This window comes from Actinoplanes sp. NPDC048796 (assembly GCF_040650035.1).
Taxonomy (GTDB): domain Bacteria; phylum Actinomycetota; class Actinomycetes; order Mycobacteriales; family Micromonosporaceae; genus Actinoplanes.
The window spans coordinates 265794-283973 of record NZ_JBEZGO010000007.1; the positions used below are offsets into that span (position 1 = coordinate 265794).

At 73.7% G+C, this 18180-nt stretch carries 16 protein-coding genes and 1 pseudogene; 2 read left to right on the plus strand and 15 right to left on the minus strand.

Going from position 1 to position 18180, the window contains the following annotated elements; translation table 11 throughout:
* Nucleotides 1–68 precede the first annotated feature (68 nt).
* Nucleotides 69–1226 (plus strand): MFS transporter, encoded by a 1158-nt coding sequence (locus AB0C26_RS28415; RefSeq protein ID WP_360253662.1) that lies wholly within the window; start codon nucleotides 69–71, stop codon nucleotides 1224–1226.
* Here AB0C26_RS28415 and AB0C26_RS28420 read toward each other — a convergent pair.
* The gene (locus tag AB0C26_RS28420) at nucleotides 1183–3207 is read right to left on the minus strand and encodes a prolyl oligopeptidase family serine peptidase (protein ID WP_360253664.1); all 2025 of its coding nucleotides are present in this window, start codon (nucleotides 3205–3207) and stop codon (nucleotides 1183–1185) included. The genes AB0C26_RS28415 and AB0C26_RS28420 overlap by 44 nt on opposite strands.
* Nucleotides 3208–3395: 188 nt before the next feature.
* Nucleotides 3396–3596 (minus strand): annotated as a pseudogene (locus AB0C26_RS28425) (steroid 3-ketoacyl-CoA thiolase); the annotation flags it as partial.
* 123 nt (nucleotides 3597–3719) lie between these two features.
* Between AB0C26_RS28425 and AB0C26_RS28430 the strand changes: the two are divergent.
* Complete coding sequence (locus tag AB0C26_RS28430) at nucleotides 3720–4298, plus strand: TetR/AcrR family transcriptional regulator (protein WP_360253666.1); 579 nt, start codon at nucleotides 3720–3722, stop codon at nucleotides 4296–4298.
* On the opposite strand, the gene AB0C26_RS28435 is transcribed toward AB0C26_RS28430, so the two are convergent.
* From AB0C26_RS28435 to AB0C26_RS28495, 13 genes are all read right to left on the minus strand, one after another.
* Nucleotides 4255–5070 (minus strand): 5'/3'-nucleotidase SurE, encoded by an 816-nt coding sequence (locus AB0C26_RS28435; protein ID WP_360253668.1) that lies wholly within the window; start codon nucleotides 5068–5070, stop codon nucleotides 4255–4257. The genes AB0C26_RS28430 and AB0C26_RS28435 overlap by 44 nt on opposite strands.
* Nucleotides 5071–5098: 28 nt before the next feature.
* Complete coding sequence (locus AB0C26_RS28440) at nucleotides 5099–6766, minus strand: bifunctional diguanylate cyclase/phosphodiesterase (RefSeq protein ID WP_360253670.1); 1668 nt, start codon at nucleotides 6764–6766, stop codon at nucleotides 5099–5101.
* Nucleotides 6767–6840: 74 nt separating this feature from the next.
* Nucleotides 6841–7137: a hypothetical protein gene (locus AB0C26_RS28445; protein ID WP_360253672.1), complete on the minus strand. Its 297-nt coding sequence runs from the start codon at nucleotides 7135–7137 to the stop codon at nucleotides 6841–6843.
* Nucleotides 7138–7264: 127 nt separating this feature from the next.
* A complete protein-coding gene (locus AB0C26_RS28450) occupies nucleotides 7265–8227 on the minus strand; it encodes a DNA topoisomerase IB (RefSeq protein WP_360253674.1) in 963 nt (320 codons plus the stop codon).
* Entirely contained in the window at nucleotides 8208–9116 is a 909-nt protein-coding gene (locus AB0C26_RS28455) for a glycosyltransferase family 9 protein (RefSeq protein WP_360253676.1), read from the minus strand. The genes AB0C26_RS28450 and AB0C26_RS28455 overlap by 20 nt, the downstream gene beginning before the upstream one ends.
* Entirely contained in the window at nucleotides 9113–9793 is a 681-nt protein-coding gene (locus AB0C26_RS28460; protein WP_360253678.1) for an SDR family oxidoreductase, read from the minus strand. The genes AB0C26_RS28455 and AB0C26_RS28460 overlap by 4 nt, the downstream gene beginning before the upstream one ends.
* 8 nt (nucleotides 9794–9801) lie before the next feature.
* Entirely contained in the window at nucleotides 9802–11208 is a 1407-nt protein-coding gene (locus AB0C26_RS28465; RefSeq protein ID WP_360253680.1) for a PfkB family carbohydrate kinase, read from the minus strand.
* Nucleotides 11205–11840, minus strand: coding sequence for an SIS domain-containing protein (locus AB0C26_RS28470; protein WP_360253682.1), 636 nt, complete (start codon nucleotides 11838–11840; stop codon nucleotides 11205–11207). Before AB0C26_RS28470 ends, AB0C26_RS28465 begins: the two co-directional genes overlap by 4 nt.
* Nucleotides 11840–13057 (minus strand): glycosyltransferase, encoded by a 1218-nt coding sequence (locus AB0C26_RS28475; RefSeq protein ID WP_360253684.1) that lies wholly within the window; start codon nucleotides 13055–13057, stop codon nucleotides 11840–11842. The genes AB0C26_RS28470 and AB0C26_RS28475 overlap by 1 nt, the downstream gene beginning before the upstream one ends.
* Entirely contained in the window at nucleotides 13042–13968 is a 927-nt protein-coding gene (locus AB0C26_RS28480; protein ID WP_360253686.1) for a glycosyltransferase family 1 protein, read from the minus strand. The genes AB0C26_RS28475 and AB0C26_RS28480 overlap by 16 nt, the downstream gene beginning before the upstream one ends.
* The gene (locus AB0C26_RS28485) at nucleotides 13965–15536 is read right to left on the minus strand and encodes an HAD-IIIA family hydrolase (protein WP_360253688.1); all 1572 of its coding nucleotides are present in this window, start codon (nucleotides 15534–15536) and stop codon (nucleotides 13965–13967) included. Before AB0C26_RS28485 ends, AB0C26_RS28480 begins: the two co-directional genes overlap by 4 nt.
* Nucleotides 15533–16552, minus strand: coding sequence for a glycosyltransferase family 2 protein (locus tag AB0C26_RS28490; protein ID WP_360253690.1), 1020 nt, complete (start codon nucleotides 16550–16552; stop codon nucleotides 15533–15535). Before AB0C26_RS28490 ends, AB0C26_RS28485 begins: the two co-directional genes overlap by 4 nt.
* Nucleotides 16549–18177 carry a carbamoyltransferase C-terminal domain-containing protein gene (locus tag AB0C26_RS28495; RefSeq protein WP_360253692.1) on the minus strand — a complete coding sequence of 543 codons (1629 nt, stop codon included), beginning with the start codon at nucleotides 18175–18177 and terminating at the stop codon, nucleotides 16549–16551. The genes AB0C26_RS28490 and AB0C26_RS28495 overlap by 4 nt, the downstream gene beginning before the upstream one ends.
* Nucleotides 18178–18180 lie beyond the last annotated feature (3 nt).

Sequence of the window (18180 nt, forward strand, 5' to 3'; positions counted from 1 at the left end):
GGCCCCGTACGAGATCAGCCCGGCCTCGGACGGGGTGAGGCGGGCGCGTTGCCGGTGACCTTCAGTGGGTGACGACGGCGTTCGCGCTCGGCGCGGCCGGGTTCACCCTGCTGTTCGGCCGGGTCGCCGATCTGGTCGGGCGGCGGCGGATGTTCCTGATCGGCATGGCCGCCCTCGGCGTCTCGTCGCTCGCCGGCGGGCTCGCCCAGTCGGCCGAGGTGCTGCTCGCCGCCCGGGCCGTGCAGGGTCTGGCCACCGCCGCCGTCACCCCGGCCGCGCTCGCGCTGCTGACCACGCTCTTCCCGGCCGGCCCGGCGCGGGACAAGGCGCTCGGCCTCAACGGCGCGCTGATGGCCGCCGGTTTCACCACCGGCGCCGTGCTGGGCGGCGTTCTCACCGGGCTGCTGAGCTGGCGGTGGGCTTTCTTCCTGAACGTCGCGGTCGCCGCGGTGGTCCTGGCGACCGCGCCGGTCCTGCTTGATGCGGATGTACGCCGTGAGCGGCGCCGCCGCGTCGACGTGCCGGGCGCCGTCGCCGTCACCGGCGGGCTGCTCGCGCTCGTGTACGGGTGGGTGCTCGTCGGCGTACTCCTCCTCGGCGTTTTCTGGTTGATCGAAAGGCGCGTGGCGGAACCGCTCGTGCCCGTGCGGGTGCTGCGGTCGCGGGGTGCCGGCTGGGGGAACCTGGCCGGCCTGCTGGCCTTCGCGACCGAGACGTCCCTGGTCTTCGTGCTGACGCTCTACCTGCAGGATGTGCTCGGGTATTCGCCGTTGCGGGCCGGGCTGACGTTCGCCGTGCTCGGCGCGGGCACCGTCCTGGGCGGCGTCGTCGCCCCGCGCCTCATCGCCCGGTTCGGGGCGCGCGGCGCGCTCACCGGCGGCCTTCTCGTGCAGGCGGCCGCCACCCTGCCTCTGGTGCTGCTCGGCCCCGGCCGGTCGTGGCTGCTGGCGCTCACCTTCGCCGGCGGCGTCGCGAACCTGGTCGCGATCGTCGCGTTCCTGGTGACCGTGACGAACGCGCTGCCCGCCGCCGATCAGGGGCTGGCGACGGGGCTGGCCACGATGAGCCAGCAGATCGGCATCACCGTCGGCACGCCCGTCATGGCCGCGGTGCTCGCCCAGGGCGGCACCACGTGGGCGATCACCGTCAACGCGGTCGTGGCGCTGGCCACCGGCGTGCTGGTCAGCGTCGCAGTGCCTCCTGCAAGAAGCGCAGTTGTGGTGTGAGCAGGTCGGCGCCGGACGCCATGTGGCCGGCGCCGGGAAGCGGAAGCACGGTGTGCGGCTTCCCGGCGGCCAGCAGCGCCGCGGAGAAGCGCATCGTGTGCACCGGGTAGACGTTGTCGTCGGCCAGGCCGTGGATCAGCATCAGCGGCCGTTCGAGTTTCGCCGCGTCGGTCAGGACCGAGGCGCTTGTGTACGGGCCGGGGTCGACCCGCGGGTCGCCCAGGTACCGCTCCTGCCAGTGGGTGTCGTACAGGAACTCGTCGGTGACCGGCGCCCCCGCGACCGCCGCGTGGAAGACGTCCGGCCGGCGCAGCACGGCCAGCGCGGCCAGGGTGCCGCCGGCCGACCAGCCGCGGATGCCGACCCGCCCGAGGTCGAGTTCCGGGTAGAGCGCGGCCACCGTGTGCAGCGCGTCGACCTGGTCCTCGACCAGCTTGCCGGAGTTGTCGCCGTGGGCCTCCTTCTCCCAGCGCGGCCCGCGCCCCGGCGTGCCCCGGCCGTCGGCGACGATCACCGCGAACCCCTGGTCGGCGAACCACTGCGAGACGTAGAAGCTGCCCCGGTGGGCGACGGCGCGCTGCATGGCCGTGCCGCCGTACGGGTCCATCAGGACCGGCAGCCGCTCACCGCGCTGCCACACGGCGGGAAACAGGACGGCCGTCCGCAACTCACGCTTTCCGCAGCGGAGCAGAGACACTTTGGGTACGACGGGTGAGCTCGCCGCCAGATCGGTGATGGTCCGGGGGCCGAAGCGGGTGTCCTCCCCGTCGAGCCGGTACGACCGGATCACCGTGCTGCCGCCGGACCGGCAGCCGGTGTGCACGCCCTTGCCCGCGGTGATCTGGTCGAGACCGCCGGCCCGGGACCAGGTCCAGAGGTGTTGCTCGGTGGGCTCCTCGGTCGCGGCGAACAGCAGCGTGTCCCCGTCGACGGACAGCAGCTCGGCCACCTGCAGCCCCGGCGGCGTGACCGGTTCACCGGCGACGGTCAGGTGCCGGGTGTCGTCGCGGTCGGAGGTCCAGACCAGTTCCCCGGCGGCCGTGCGCCGGGGCACCCCCGGCACGATCTGCGTCCAGGCGTCGTCCTGCTCCTCGGCGATCGTGCTGGTGGCGCCGGTCGCCGGGTCGACCTCGAGCACGCGCATGACGGTCTGCGGCCTGTTCTGGGTGACCGCGAGCAGCCCGTGCTCGTCCCAGACGACGTCGACGAGGTATTCGTACTCGGCGGTGACGTTGGTACGGCCGCCCGACGTGTCGTAGACGTGCAGCGTCACCACGGCGTTGTCGGTGCCGGCGCGCGGATAGCGGTGCGCGGTCGGCGGTTCCCGCGGATGGCTGGGGTCGCTCAGATACCAGACCTCGACCGGCTCGTTGTCGACCCGCGCCACGGCGAGCCGGCCGCTGTCCGGCGCCCACCAGAAGCCGCGCGTCCGCTCCATCGACTCGCCGGCCACGTGTTCGGCCAGCCCGTACGTCACCTCGGCCTTCTCCGGCGTCGCCACCGCGTGGTCCCCGGCACCGTCGGTGCCGACGAGCCGCAGCTCGCCCTCGTGCACGTACGCCACCGCCGTACCGTCCGGGCTGATCGTCGCGTCCTCCACCGGCGCCCGCGCCGGCAACGCCGTGACCGCGCCGGTTTCCACGTCCACCACGAACAGTTTCTGATCCGCGGTGAACGCCACCCGCCGTACGGCCCGATCGGCGCTGTAGTCCGAGATCCCCGCCGACCGGTCCCGGGCCCGCTCCCGCCGCGCCCGCTCCCGCGCCGACGGAGCCTGCCCGGCCGGCGCGACCGGATCGGCGAGAAGCAGCTCCCGCTCGCCGTCGAGCTCGAGGCTCCACAGCCGCAGCACCGGATCCTCCCCGCCGAGGCTGCGCAGAAAGAGCACCCGCTTCCCGTCGGGCCCGATGGTGAACCGCCGCGGCCGCCCGAGGCCGAACCCTTGCGTCCGCCCCACCAGCCGCGGAAAAGAGACAAGCATGCCGCCAGTCTTACCGCACCACACCCGTGGGCGCGCGCCCCGACACGACCACTACCGATCGGCCGCCATCATCGCGTCGGCCCGGTTGACCCTTTCGTCGCGCCGAGTCCATTTAGCGCAGTCCGGGCCGCGAAGCGGAACGGGCAACAGCGAGTGCGCGAATGCGCCAATCCAGGCAATCCGTCCACATTGACCTTTGCCGGGTCGGCGCCGGTTTCGGCCTGCCCGGCCAGCACGACCGGGGCGAAGGCCTCGTTCACCTCGTACGCGTCGATGTCCTTCATCGTCAGGCCGGCCCGGGCCAGGACCTTCGCGGTGGCGGGGATGATGCCGGTCAGCAGGAGGGCGGCGGCGCCGTCGTTGACGGGGCTGGAGTTGCCGGCGGTGACCTTCCAGTCGATGGTGCCGAACCGCTGCTCCCGCCGATGACGTCGTCGAGGCCGGCCGGGTCGAGGCCGTCGGCGCGTTCGAGCAGCGCCCGGAGCACATCGGTGTGGATAAGCTCGTCACTGATGGCACGGACGGAAGACCCCTCGGGGCGTCAACGGATCTTGGCGGTGGCGGCCGAGCTCTTCTATGTGCGCGGGGTGCGCGCGGTCGGCCTGGCCGAGGTGATTCAGGCGGCCGGTTGCGGGAAAAACATGCTCTACCGCCACTTCCCCGGCAAATCGGCGCTGGTGGCGGCCTACCTCGTGCGGGCGCGTAAGGAGCGCGAGGCGGCGACCTCGGCCGCCCTGACGGGCGAGCCTCGGGAGCGGCTGGTCGCGCTGGTGAGCGAGGTGGCTGATTGGGTACGCGGGAACGCGTACCGCGGCTGCGCCTTCCGCAGATATCTCGCCGAGTTCCCCGCCCGGGACGACGAGGCCGGCGACGAGGCGACCGCGATCGCCCGCAGCTACCTGCGCGACACCCGAGCGCAGGTCGACGACCTGGTCGCCGCCGCCGGGGCCGCACCGCTGCTGGGCGACCGCCTGTGGCTGCTGATCGACAGCCTCTACAGCGGCACCGGCCCCGACCCCTCGGTCGCCGTCGCATGGGCTCGCGAACTCAGCGCGACGCCGGCCGTTGCGCCGGCAGACGGACACCGGTGACCTCGCTGGGGGGACGGATCGCGGTCACCGTCGCGTAGCCCTCGGCCAGCAGCGCGAGGTCCGAGCCGGGAACCAGCGGCTCGCCGGTCTTCTCGACGGCCGTACGGACGAAGCCCTCGCCGTTCTCCGCCAGCGCCATCTGTGCCTGCCCGAACGGCGCCAGCGTCGCCTCCCGCAGGCCGCGGACCTCGTCGAACGGGCGGTCGGGCACGTTCAGGTTGAGGACCGTGCCGGGTGGCGCGGCGGACAGCCAGGCGAGCAGGCCGGCCGCCACGCGGGCGGCGGTGTCCCAGTGCAGCACCGAGTCGTCCGGCACCACCACGGCCGCGCCGCCGCTGGCCGTGGCGTCGACGGCGGACGGGTTCAGCACGTCCAGCGAGACCGCCATGGCGCGGACCCGGTCGTTGGCCGCGGTCAGGGCCGCGCCGACCGTGCCCGAGTGCAGCACGGCGCGGCCCGCGTTCGCGCCCCGGTTCGGGCCGGACAGGACCAGGTCCGGCGGTTCGCCGAAAACCCCCAGATCGGCGAGCACCACGATGTACGCCGGTGAGGCCGTCACCCCGTACACCGCAAGCCCTTGGAAGTCGTGTCTCTCCAGGACGATCCGGCCGCCGGAGGTGACAGCGGTCAGCGCCGCGCTCATCCCGCTGGCCTCCTCGCGCGGGGCGGCCACCACCACCTCGTAGCCGGCGTCGCGGGCGGCCAGGGCCAGCGCGCGCAGGCCGGGCGCCTCGACGCCGTCGTCGTTGGTGACCAGGATCCGGGGCGTCATGGCCGTTTTCTACCCAGCCGCGAGCGGGTCAAGCGGCGGCGGCCGGGGCCAGCCTCTCCGGGGGTACCGGGCGGCCGAAGTGGTAGCCCTGCAAGAGGTCGAAGCCGGCCTCGGCGAGGATGTCGGCGGTCGGCTGGTCCTCGACGCCCTCGGCCACCAGCGTCAGGTCGAGGCCGCGGGCCATCCGGGCCACCGCGTCCACGATGGCCCGGTCGCGCGGGTCGTGGATCCGGTGCACGAACGACTGGTCCAGTTTCAGCTCGTCGAGCGGCAACCGGGTCAGCAGCGCCAGCGACGTGTATCCCGTACCGAAATCGTCCATGGCGACCCGGACGCCGAGCTCGCGGATCAGGCGCAGCCGCTCGGCGCCGCGCTCGGGCCGGGTCATCACCGCGCTCTCGGTGACCTCGACGATCAGCGCGTGCGAGGGCAGGCCGTGCTGGGCGAGCAGGCCCGCGATCACCTCGACGATCCGGTCCTGGGCGAGCACGGGCGCGGGCAGGTTCACCGCCACCGGCACCCGCCAGCCGGCCCGGTGCCAGCCGGCGGCCTGCCGGATCGCGTCGCTGAGGATCCGGTCGGTCAGCGGGGTGATGACGTCGGAACGTTCGGCGGCCGGCACGAACCGGCCCGGCAGCAGCAGCCCCTGCCGCGGATGACGCCAGCGGACCAGGGCCTCGAGCGAGCGGACGGCGCCGGTACGGGCGTCGACCAGCGGCTGGTAGTGCAGCTCGAGCTGACCCTGGTCGATCGCCGTGCGCAGCTCGGACAGCAGCCGCAGGTCGGTGACGCTCTCGGCGGCCAGCTCGGGACGCCAGTGCTCCACGGTCGTGCGGTGACGCTTGGCCGCGTACATGGCGGAGTCGGCGCCGGCCAGCAGGTCACCGAGGTCGAGGCAGCCGGCCGCGATGCCCAGCGACGCCTCGGCGGTGATCGGCACCCCGGCCACCGGGAAGGGACCCTGGATGTCGCGCAGGAGACGACGGCCGACTTCTTCCAGGTACGTGCCGGAGCCGTCCCCCAGATCGTCGAGGAGCAGGACGAACTCGTCGCCGCCGAGCCGGAACGCGCCGGCGTGCCCCGGGAAGGCGCTCAGCTCGTCGGCCACCTGACGCAGCAGCTGGTCGCCGCGGGCGTGTCCGAGGGAGTCGTTGATCTCCTTGAACCGGTCGAGGTCGATCAGCAGCAGCGCGATCGGTTTCCGCGCGGCCAGCAGCGCGCCGGCGACCTCGCCCAGCAGGCGGCGGTTGCCGAGCCCGGTGAGCGCGTCGTACAGGGCCAGCGTCTCGTAGCGCCGGCTCAGATGCTCGATGAGCGGCCCGGCCGGGGCGAGGCCGACGCCGCCGTCCGGGAGGCCGACGACGACCGGCCCGGCCTTCTCGGCGCCGGGCCGGGCCAGGCAGGCGCGGGCGGCGTCGTCCAGAGCGGTGGCGGCGGGAACGACGAGGGCGGGCTCCTTGAGCAGCCGGCGCACCCGGCGGCGGAACAGCAGGGCACGGCCGTAGCCGAGCCGCCCGGCCAGGACGGTCTCGAGATAGGCCCGCTCGAGGACGTACAGCCGCCCCGCGTCGGAGGCGACGACACCGAGGGAGTCCGGGTCGGCGCGCAGCAGCGCCTCGATCACCCCGACCTCGGCGTCCGCGTCGACAACCGTCACCGGCGTGGCAAGATCGCCGACCACCGGCGCGTCCGTCATCGGCACCCTCCCCAACCCGACGGCGAGCGTACGCCGGGCGGCGCCCGAACTCCGACACGGTCATCGAAAGTTCATCAAGCCACCCGGGTCAGACGCAGGTAGTTCCGCCCCACGGCGTGACGAGCACCACGGGGCTCGACCCGCAGCCGCACGGTCGCACCCGGTCCGAGATGGACCGGAAAGTCCGGACTGCCGGTCCAGTCGAGCTGTGCCCGCACGGTGTGCGTCCCCGGCGGCAGGGCCAGGGAGATCTCCCGCCCGCAGCGCACGGCCCCCTTGACCTCCCCGTCGACGACGATCTGAAAGGCCCGGGCCCGGTCGAGCCACGCCCCGGCGGGCCGCTCCACAGTCAACGTGGCGATAACGGTCATAGCGTCGATGCTCCCACCGAAGGCGCTTCCCCGCAGATCTGCCGGTCCTACAGCCCGGAGCAGCTCGAAGTCGTCGCCGATTTCCTGCGCCGGACGGCCGAGGCCGGCGCCGAGGAAACGGCGAAGCTCAGCTGAGCAGCTTGCGGACCTCGCCCTCGGTGGGGGCGTCGACGACCTCGCCCTCCTCGTAGGCCTCGATCACGCGCGGGTCGACGTAGGAGGCGCGGGCCACGGCGGGGGTGTTGCCCAGCAGCTCGGCCACCTCCTTCATGGCGTGCGAGACGGCCTTCTTGCGCTTGGCCTCGGTCGGCTGCGGCCCCACCTCGGCCAGCTCGGCCGCCGCCTTGACCGTGCCGTGCCACGTACGGAAATCCTTCGCCGACATCTGGTCGCCACTGATCTCGCGGAGGTACTCGTTGATCTCGTCAGCGTGCACCTCGTGCCACTTGCGGCCCTCCCAATAGGCGAAAAGGCGATCGGAACCGCGGCGGCGGCGCTTGAGGTCCTTCAGCACCGTGCAGACTTCACCGTCGTCCACCGAGCCCGAGTGTTCGACCCCCGACTTGCCGGTGAACTCCATCAGCACACAGCCACCGCTCGTCCGGATGTGCTCCGGCCTCAGGGTGGACAACCCGAAGGACGGATCCTCTTCCCGTACGGCGTACTGGTCGCTCCCGATCCGGAACATGTTCATGTCGAGCAGCCGCACGATCGTCGCCAGCACCCGCGACCGGCACAGCCCGCGCCCCGCGGTCAGGTCGGACCGCAGCCGGTCCCTGATCTTCGGGAGCCGGGCCGCGACCTCGAGCGCGTGGTCGAACTTCTTCTCGTCCCGGGCCGTGCGCCAGTCGTCGTGGTACCGGTACTGCTTGCGCCCGGCCGCGTCGACCCCGGTCGCCTGGATGTGCCCGCGCGCGTCCGGCGAGATCCACACGTCCTTCCAGGCCGGCGGGATGACCAGCGCCTTGATCCGCGCGATCTCGTCCTCGTCCTTCAGGACCGCGCCCTCGGTGTCGAGGTACGTGAAGCCCTTGCCCGCACGCCGCCGCCCGTAGCCGGGCCGGCTCAGGTCAGAACGCCGCAGCCGCATCGAGCACCTCGGCCGGTGTCACCGCGAGCAGGGCGGGATGCACGCCCGGTTTCATGCTGTCGCCCGGTTCGCTCCTCGTACCGTGCCAGATGCTTCGGTGGTACGGGCGGTCGGGCGGCCCCCAGCGTTTCGGCGACATCGGCCCGAACAGCACCACCGACGGCGTCCGGTAGGCCGACGCCAGATGCGCGATCCCGGTGTCGCCGCTGATCAGCAGCCGGGCTTTGGCCACGAGCCCGGCCAGCTCGGCCAGCCCGGTCCGCGGCACCGCCGCCGCGCCGAGCCCGGCCCGTTCCGCCACCTGTTCGCACAGGGGACGCTCGGACTCGGAGCCGGTGACGACCACCCGGTGACCGGCCGCGGTCAGCGCCGACGCGACCGCCGCGAACCGCTCGGCCGGCCAGCGCCGGGACGGCGACTTCGCGCCCGGATGGATGATCGTCGCGCCGCCGGCCACGCCGGCGCCGGGCACGCGGAGCGACAGGTCGGACTCGTCGGCGGGCACGCCGTAGTGGCGCAGCAGCCGGCACCAGCGATGCACCTCGTGGTCCTCCTCGTTCCAGGTGGGACCGTCGAGATGCCCGGCCGGGGCGCTGGCAAACGCCCACAGCTTGGCCGGTTGTGTCATGTGCAGCAGCCGGTGCGATTCCGGGCCGCTGCCGTGCAGGTTGACCGCGACCTCGGGCGCGTCGCGCTCCCACCGCCACGGGGCCAGGCCGTCGGCCGGGATCACCTCGTCCACCACCCCGGTCAGCTCGATCAACGGGGTCAGCCAGGTGGGGGCGGCGAGCGCCAGCGGACGCCCGCCGAAGGCGCCGCGGAGCCCGCGCAGGGCGGGCACCGCGGTCGCCAGGTCGCCGACGCCGAGGGCGCGCAGGGCGAGGATCACGGGTACGAGCTCTCCTGCTCGGCGGCGATGACCAGTTCCCGCACCGCGCACCCGGCCGGCTGCGACAGGGCGAACAAGATCGCGTTGGCGACGTTGGCCGGGTCGTTCAGGATCGCGTCCGGGCCGGGCTTGTACTGCTCGTCGCGCTCGTCGAAGAACTTGGTCCGCATGCCGCCCGGAATGACCAGGGTGACGTTCACCTGCCCGGCCAGTTCGGCCGAGAGGGCACGGGTGAAGCCGACGACGCCGAACTTCGCGGCACAGTACGCGGTCGCGTCGCTCACCGCCTTGACGCCCAGCGTGGACGAGACGGTGACGACGCCGCCGTGCGACTGCTTCAGCGCCGGGATCGCGGCCCGGATCACGGCGGCCGTGGACAGCAGGTCGATGGTGACGATCCGGTCCCACACCTCGCCCGGGATGTCGGCCAGGGCGCCCGGCACGTCCATCCCGGCCGCTGTCACCACGCCGTCGAGCGACCCGCCGGCCTCGGCGATCGCCTGCCGGGTGGCGGCCTCGGCGGCGCGGGTGTCGGCCAGGTCGCAGTCGATCCACGGCACGTCCACCGCGGGCTTCTGCCGGTCGATGACGTACGGGCGGCCGCCCGCCTTCAGCACGGCGTCGACCACCGCCGCGCCGAGCCCACTCGATCCACCCGTGACGATTACGGCGTCCATGTGTCTCCTCATCTCTGTGACGTCGCGGACCGGGCCGCGGCGATGGTTCGGGTGGTGGAACGACCGTCCAGATAGGGGACGATGACGGTCTGGCCGCCCCACCGCTTGACCAGTTCGGCCTCGGGAAGCTCGGGTCCGCCGTCGGCGTAGTCGCCGCCCTTGACCCAGACGTCGGGCCGCAGCCACGACAGCACGGACTCGGGCGTCGGCTCGTCGAACACGACGACGGCGTCCACACAGTCCAGGGCGGCGAGCAGCCGGCCGCGGTCGCGCTCGTTGGTCAGCGGACGCTCCGGCCCCTTGAGCCGCCGTACCGAGTCGTCGCTGTTCAGGCAGACGATCAGGCAGTCACCGAGCTTGCGCGCGGCCTGAAGCGTGGCCAGGTGACCGATGTGCAGCAGATCGAAGCAGCCCCCGGTCGCCACGACCGTGCCCCCTCGTTCGCGCACCGCGGCGATGAGCTTTCCCGCTTCCGCCGCGCCCACCCTATCCGGCATTTCCGACTTGTCGACCAACTCGGGGGTAGGCGCGAGCGCTGCGGTGACCCCTCCACCGGCTACATACGAGGAAGCAGCGGCCACCGCCTCCTGTACCGCCTCCGATACCAGGGCGCCCGAGGCCAGGGCCAGGGCGGCGGTGGCGGCGAAGCGGTCGCCGGCGCCGCACGTGTCGCCGTCGGACACCTCCGGGGCCGGGACGACCAGCGGTGTCGGACCCGAGTGGCAGAGGACGGCGCCGTCGCCGCCGCAGGTGACCACTACCGCGCCGGCCCGCCAGAGCTGCCGCAGGTGGTGGCCGCCGCGCTGGGCGACGGTCAGGGTGGAACCGCCTCCGGCGTCGCCGCTCATCCGGCGTACCTCGGAAGCATTGGGGGTGACCAGGCGGACGTTGGGCACCGGGGCCGGGCCGTTCGGATGCGGATCCCACACGATCGGCGCCTTCACCTCGCCGAGGGCGCGCCGGATCGCCGGGTGCCGGGCCATGCCGCGGCCGTAGTCGCTGACCAGGATCGCCGCCGCCGAGCCGAGCACCTCCAGCGCCGCCGCCGGCGCGTCCCCCGGCTCCTGCGGCGAGCCGCCCCGGTCGAGGCGCAGCAGCACCTGCCCGTCGGCCCTCAGCCGTACCTTCTCCGGTGTCGCGCCGGGCAGTGGCAGCGCGTACACCCGTACCCCGGCCTCGGTCAGAAGGCGGCTCAACCGCGCGCCGCCCTCGTCGTCCGCGAGGGCCGTGACCAGCGCGACCTCGTGCCCCTGCCGGGCCGCCAGCAGAGCCGCCAGGCCCGCCCCGCCCGGGCGGTCGCTGACCTCGCGCTCGTCCAGGACGGGAGCCGGCGCGTCCGGCGCGATCCGGTTCACGCTGCCCTCGACGTCCTTGTCGAGCAGGGTGTCGCCGATGATGACCAGCAGCGGGCTCATACGCCCACCCGCATCTGCTCGCCGATGATCTCCGGGGTGTCGGCGAAAGGGCGTACCACCGCCGGCAGAGTCGCGTCGATGTACTCGCACATCAGGTGGACCGAGAGCAGGTGCAGCTCCTGGACCACCTGGCTGTCCGGCGACGGGCAGCGCAGCGCCTCGTCGCTGGCGTCGGCGAGCGGGTTCGGGCCCTCGCCGGTCATCGCCCAGGTCCGCATGCCGCATTCCTTGGCCGCCCGCACCGCCGCGATCAGATTCGGGCTGCGGCCGCTGGTCGACATCGCGATCAGCACGTCGCCGGGGCGGCCGTGGGCGCGGACCTGCCGGGCGAAGACCTCCTCGAAGCCGTAGTCGTTGCCGATCGCGGTGACCGCCGACGAGTCCGGGGTCAGGGCGATCGCCGACAGCGGCATCCGCTCGTCGCGGAGCCGGCCGACCAGTTCGGCCGCGAGGTGCTGGGCCTCGGCCGCGCTGCCGCCGTTGCCGGCGACCAGCAGGCGGCCGCCCTGGCCGAGGTGCCAGGCGAGCTGGCCGCCCCACCGCGCCAGGCGGCCCGCGACCGCCCGGAAGGGCACGATCGAGGTGGCCAGCGCGGTCAGGTGAGCGTCGATCGGGGAGAGATCGTGGGTCATCAGGCAACCGCCTCACGGGTGGTTTCGGGGGTGACACCGGCCGCGTCCGCGTAGACGGCGGCGAGCCGTCCGGCGATCCGGGGCCAGGCGTAGGAGTGCACGGCGCGGTCGACCGAGGCCGCCGCGTAGGAGATGCGCCGGACGTCGTCGGCGAGCAGTTTGCGCAGCGCGACCGCGAGGCCGGCCGGGTCGCGGGGCGGCACCAGGTCGCCGGTGACGCCGTCGACCACGGTGTCGGTGAGCCCGCCGACGGCCGAGCCGACCACCGGCACGCCGCAGGCCATCGCCTCCAGCACGGTCAGCCCGAACGGCTCGTACCAGGGCGTCGCCGCGACCACGTCGGCCGAGCGGTACCAGGCCGGCATCTCGTGGGCGGCGACCGCGCCGGCCAGCCGCACGCGGTCACCGACCCGGCAGTCCTCGGCCAGGGTCAACAGCTTTTGGGCGTACGGGTCGGCGTCGAGCTCGTCCAGCGCGGGCCCGCCCACCACGACGAGTTCGGCCCGCGGCACGCCGGGCAGCGCGCGGATCAGGTCCTCGACGCCCTTGCGCTCGACCAGCCGGGCCACGGTGAGGATGCGCGGCCGTTTGCCGCGCGGCATCGCCGGCCCGTTCGGGCGGAACCGGTCGGTGTTGACGCCCGAGGGCACGAGCGACATCCGTGCCCGCGGCACGCCGAGCCTGATCAGTTCCCGCACCTCGTCCTGGCACTGCACGATCACCCGGTCGACCGCGCGGCCGAGCTCCCGCTCGTAGGCGATCCGCCGGGGCGGGCTGGTGTCGGCCGCGCCCTGGTGGCGCCGCTTGACCGAGCCGAGCGCGTGGTACGTCTGCACGACCGGCACATCGGTGGCCCGCCCTGCGGTGACGGCGGCCAGCCCGCTCATCCAGAAGTGCGCGTGGGCCACGTCGGGCCGCCACTCGTCGCGCCAGTCGGCGGCGAGCCGTTCGGCGAACTGTCCCATGTACGGCAGCAGCTCGTCCTTGGGCAGCGCGGTGGCCGGGCCGGCCGGCACGTGCACGACCTCGAACAGCGAGCCCACCGGCACCACGGCGGGCAGGTCGGGACTGTCGCGCCGGGTGTAGACGCGTACCTCGTGCCCGTCGGCCGCGAGCGCGCCGGCGAGCTCGGCCACGTGCGCGTTCTGCCCGCCGGCGTCGATGCCGCCGAGGGCGGCGAGCGGACTGGCGTGCTCCGAGATCATCGCGATGCGCATGTTTCCTCCTCCAGCAGCCGGTCCCAGTCCGCGAGGAACCGGTCCAGGCCGTAGCGGGCCAGCGCGACCTGGCGGGCCCGGGCTCCGAGGCTTCGGGCGGCCTCGGCGTCCTCGAGCAGCCAGTGCGTGGCCTCGACGAGCGTGCTGACGCGGGTGTCGAGCACCCCGGCGTCGGGTGGCACCGCGGCGACCGCCTCGGTGGTGGCCAGCCCGACGACCGGCATGCCCATCTGCATTGCCTCGATGAGGCTGAGCCCCAGCGACGTCCAGCGAGTGAGATGCAGATAAATCCGCCGTCGGGCGACTTCCGCGTGCATGACGTGCTGCGGCGGATCGTCGTAGGGGGTGATCCGGGGCCCGCGCAGGCCCTCGACGCCCATCCCGAACACGTCCAGCGGCGCCACCGCGGCGAACCGCGGGAACAGGTCGGTGCCGGTGACCCGGTTCCGCCGGATCGGCTCGTTGGTCACGATCGCCAGGTGCTCGACCTCGCCCGACCAGCGTGGTGACGGCTCGACGATGCCGTGCTCGATCACCGTGGTCCGGGTACCCCCGGTGTCCCAGAACAGCTCGTTGAAGTCGGTGACGTGGGCGACGACGAGGTCGTCCCGGTCGGCCATCGGATGCCGGCTGTTCGGCACGTCGCCCTTGGGCGTGTTGTGCTCCACGTAGATCACCGGCACCCCGCGCGGAACGAACTGGAGTTCCTCGGGCCGCTGCACGATCGCCACGTCGACGTCGCGGATCTCCTCCAGCGGCAGCTCCTGAACGGTGGCCGGCCAGTCGAAGGTCTGTGCCCGGCCACGGCCCATCGCGTCGCGGGCCTCGTTGACCGGGATCAGGTAGCGGTGTTTGCCGTGGACGAACGAGGTCGTCCAGGATCCGTGCACGTGCCAGAGCAGAATGTTCACGCTGCTACCTCGGTGCGCTCGTGAGCCCCGGAGGCGAGCAGCCGGACGGCCGCCACCACCTGCTGAGGCTCGATGTCGGACAGGCAGGGATGGCCGGCGACCGGGCAGACGGTGGCCCGGGAGTCGCGGCAGGGCGCACCGGCGTCGCCGAGCCGCACGTTCGGAACCCGGTAGGGCCCCCACTGTCCGTAGGGGACGGTCGGCGCGTAGAGGCTGACCACCGGCGTACCGACCGCGGCCGCGAGATGCGCCGGCCCGGTGTTGCCGACGACCAGGCAGCTCGCCCGGGCCAGCAGATCGGCCATCTCCCGGAAGGTGGTCCGCCCTACCTCGACCCCCACACCCCCACTGACGTACGAGGCCAGCACGCGCTCGCCGGAGCCACCGGTCACCAGCACGCGGTGCCCGTCGGCGGCCAGCGCGGCCACGATCCGCCGCAGGGTCTCGGGCGGGCCGGACCGGGCCTCGCAGCTCGCTCCCGGGTGGACCACGACGTACTCGCCGCCGTCCTGGTGACGGGCCCCGGTCACCCGCAGACGGCCGTCGTCGCCCGGCGGCAGCCCGAAGCCGGCCGCCGCGGCGACGCTGCGGGCCCGCTCGGCCTCGGGGATCCCCGGCGGCACGCGGTGCCGGACGTCGAGCAGGGATCCCGGGTAGTCGTCGCTGATCGCCGTGATCCGCCCGACCCCGGCGACCCGCAACAACAGCGCGAGCGGCAGCGCCGACTGATGGAACGACGTGAAGACGACCGCCTCGTCCGCACCGATGTCCCGCAGCCGCGCGGTGAGCGCGGCCATCTGTTCGGCCTCGACCGCCGGCGGCTCGGCGTCGATCCACGGCAGCCGCCACTCGACGATCTCATCCACGCCCGGGAGCAGTTCAGCGGCCGCCCGCCCCCGCGGCCCACAGAGCATCACGACCCGCCGCGCCCCGTGCGCCACGGCCCGAACCGCGGGCCCGGTGACCAGCACATCCCCAGCGGAGTCGGAGCGAACGACCAGCACGGTCCCGGCCGGCGTGGAACGCGGAGCCGGGGTGACCAGAGCTTCGCGGCTCAGGATCAGCTCGGCCGCTTCCCCAAGGGTCGAGGCGACCATGGGAGCGGCGGCCACCTCGGGCGGCAGGGTGACCGGGGTCGGCACCAGGACGCCGGCGGCGCCGGCGGCCAGGGCGGCGCCCATGTCCCGGCCGATGTCGCCGACGACCACGCAGCGGGCCGGGGTCGTGCCCAGCGCCTCGGCGGCCGCGACGACCAGGCCGGGAGCGGGCTTGCGGCAGTCGCAGCCGGCGGTGTCGTCGTGCGGGCAGATCTGCCAGGTGTCGAAGCCACCGAAGAGCTCGTCGATCCGCCGGTTCACGGCGGCCAGCTGGCCGGCGGTGAACCGGCCCCGGGCCAGGCCCGACTGGTTGGTGACCACGCCCAGGCGCAGGCCCGCCGCGCGCAGCCGGTCGACCGCCTCCCGGGCGCCCGGCATGGGCTCCACCAGTGACGGATCGCCGTTGTAGGGCACGTCCACGACGAGCGTGCCGTCCCGGTCGAACAGCACAGCGTCGAACAGCTCGGTCACCGGCTCGCCCCCACAGGCGCCGCGGCCGGCACAAGTGGCTCCGCCTTCCGCCACCGCCACGCCCCGCGCAGCCAGTGCACGACGGCCACCGGCGGGATGACCACGCTGGTCACCAGCATCGTCCCCACCTCACGCGGCGTCCGCGGCCCCGGCGCGATCCGCGCGGCGGCGAACTCCGCGGTCCCCGCCGCCCAGCCCAGCCCCGCCCCGATCGCGGCAGCGGTCCAGACTCCCCGCCCCCACGACGGGCGGCCGGAACCGAGCAGGGCCGCCGCGGCGGCGGACAGGGCGACCGTGCCCGCGAGGGTCACCGCGGCGTGGCGGGAGCGGCGGCCCGGCGGGATCTCCAGCAGCGAGCGCCACTCCGGGCCGTAGAGGCGGCGAAGCAGGGCGTCGTCGGCGTTACCGCGCTGGGTGCGGATGCTCACCCAGGGGCTCTCCGGGCGTACCGGATGGGTCACCCGGCGGTTGCCGCGGGTCAGGGTCCAGCCGTCACGGCGTACGCGGAAAGCGAGGTCCGCGTCCTCCCGGAAAGCTCGCGGCAGACGCTCGTCGAATCCGCCGGCCCCGGCCAGCGCGGCGCGCCGGTAAGCCATGTCGGCCGTGATCCAGGCGCCGTCGGCCAGGCCCGCCGTGACCCGCTCCCAGTCCGTCGGGCGGCGGTCGGGCGGCAGCGGCACGCGCAGCGTGCCCTGCACTCCCCCGACCTCCGAGCCGGCCGCCTCCAGATCCTCACGCAGGCGAATAATCCAGTCCGAATCGGGCAATACGTCGTCATCGAGGAAGGCGATCCAGTCGCCGTGGGCGGCGCGGACACCCGCGTTGCGGGCGGCCGCCGGGCCGCGCGCGGGTCCGGCCACCACCTTCGCGTCCAGGAAGTCCACGGCCAGCGGCGGATGCGGTGCGGGCCGGTCGTCGACGACGACCAGCTCCACCTCCGGCGGCAGTGGCCCGAGGGCCGCGAGCAGGGCGGCCAGGCTGGGGCGGCCCAGTGTGGGCACGACTATGGAGATCACGCGCCGAACGCCTTCGCCCGGTGCACGGCGAACGGGCCCAGCGCGAGCAGGTCGACCGGGGCCGAGCCGAACAGCTCCATCGCCTCGCGCGGCGTGTCGACCATCGGGCGGCCGGCCGTGTTGAGCGACGTGTTCACCACCACGGGCAGGCCCGTGAGCTCTTCGAACTCCGCCAGCAGCGACGCCACCAGCGGCTCGGTGTCGGTGTGGACGGTCTGCACGCGGGCCGTGCCGTCGACGTGGGTGACCGCGGGGATGCGGTCCTTCCACTCCGGCTTCACCTTGTGGACGAAGAGCATGTACGGGCTCGGGTAGACGCCCTCGAAGATCTCGGCGAAGCGTTCGGCCCGGACCATCGGCGCGATCGGCCGGAACTGCTCGCGGCCCTTGACGTCGTTCATCCGGGTCTGGGTGTCCTTGTCGCCGGGGTGGGCGATCAGCGAGCGGTGGCCGAGCGCGCGCGGGCCGTACTCGCTGCGACCCTGGTACCAGGCGACGATGCCGTTGCCGGCCAGCACGCGGGCGGCCTCGGCGGCGATCGAGTCGGGCCGGGTGTACGGCAGGGCGGCCCGCTTGAGCTCCGCCTCCAGCTCCTCGTCGCTCCAGCCCCGGCCCAGCGCGGCCGAGCCGAACGGGATGTTCTTCTTGCCGACGGCGAGAGCCGCGCCCAGCGCCGTGCCGGAGTCGCCGGCGGCCGGCTGCACCCACACCCGCTCGTACGGGCCCTCGGCGGCGATCCGGGCGTTCGCGACGCAGTTCAGCGCCGTGCCGCCGGCCATGGTCAGGGTTTTCGGGCCGCCCGCCGCCTCGTACGTCCATCTGGCCAGGTCGAGCATGACCTCCTCGAGCCTGGTCTGGACGCTGGAGGCCAGGTCGGCGTGGGCCTCGGTCATCTCGCCGTCGGCGGTGCGCGCCTTGGCCAGCGCGTCCCAGTCGATGCGCTCGACGGTGAAGCCCCCGTCGTCGTTGGCGTGCACGAGGTCGCGGAGCAGACCGAGGAACTTGGGGCGCCCGTACGAGGCGAGCGCCATCACCTTGTACTCGTCGCTGGAGTGCAGGAACCCGAGGTGGCGGGTCAGGTCCTCATAGAGCAGGCCGAGCGAGTGGGGCAACTCCTGGCTCTTGAGGATTTCCAGCTCGCCGCCGCGATAGGCGCCGGCCAGGTGGCTGGCGACCTCGCCGCGGCCGTCGAGCACGAGCACCGCGCTGTCCTCGGGCACGGACAGCCCGGCCGAGGCGGCGTGGGCCACGTGGTGCGCGACGAAGGTCACCTGCGAGGGGTCGAGGCCGGGCAGCGCGGTGGCGAGGAACTGCGGCGCCCGGCGGGCGTAGTCGACGCGCATCGCGTCGGACGGGTCGCTCACGCCGAGCGACGAGAGGTCGCGGGTCAGTGCGGGGTCGAACGAGTAGGCGACGACGTCCAGGTCGTCCGGGCGCAGCCCGGCCTCCTCGAGACACCAGGCCGCGGCCAGTTCGGGCAGTTCCCAGGCGGCGAACGGGACGGGCCTCTTACCGTGCTTGCGCCGGCTGAACCGCTCCTCCTCGGCGGCGGCCACGACGCGGCCGTCGACGATCAGCGCGGCGGCCGGATCGTGGAAGATGGCGTTGATTCCCAGGACACGCATGTG

Coding starts and splice junctions, on each gene's coding strand:
- AB0C26_RS28420 (WP_360253664.1), bottom strand. CDS start 3,207: ATGCTTGTCTCTTTTCCGCGGCTGGTGGGGCGGACGCAAGGGTTCGGC.
- AB0C26_RS28430 (WP_360253666.1), top strand. CDS start 3,720: ATGGCACGGACGGAAGACCCCTCGGGGCGTCAACGGATCTTGGCGGTG.
- AB0C26_RS28435 (WP_360253668.1), bottom strand. CDS start 5,070: ATGACGCCCCGGATCCTGGTCACCAACGACGACGGCGTCGAGGCGCCC.
- AB0C26_RS28440 (WP_360253670.1), bottom strand. CDS start 6,766: ATGACGGACGCGCCGGTGGTCGGCGATCTTGCCACGCCGGTGACGGTT.
- AB0C26_RS28445 (WP_360253672.1), bottom strand. CDS start 7,137: ATGACCGTTATCGCCACGTTGACTGTGGAGCGGCCCGCCGGGGCGTGG.
- AB0C26_RS28450 (WP_360253674.1), bottom strand. CDS start 8,227: ATGCGGCTGCGGCGTTCTGACCTGAGCCGGCCCGGCTACGGGCGGCGG.
- AB0C26_RS28460 (WP_360253678.1), bottom strand. CDS start 9,793: ATGGACGCCGTAATCGTCACGGGTGGATCGAGTGGGCTCGGCGCGGCG.
- AB0C26_RS28465 (WP_360253680.1), bottom strand. CDS start 11,208: ATGAGCCCGCTGCTGGTCATCATCGGCGACACCCTGCTCGACAAGGAC.
- AB0C26_RS28470 (WP_360253682.1), bottom strand. CDS start 11,840: ATGACCCACGATCTCTCCCCGATCGACGCTCACCTGACCGCGCTGGCC.
- AB0C26_RS28475 (WP_360253684.1), bottom strand. CDS start 13,057: ATGCGCATCGCGATGATCTCGGAGCACGCCAGTCCGCTCGCCGCCCTC.
- AB0C26_RS28495 (WP_360253692.1), bottom strand. CDS start 18,177: ATGCGTGTCCTGGGAATCAACGCCATCTTCCACGATCCGGCCGCCGCG.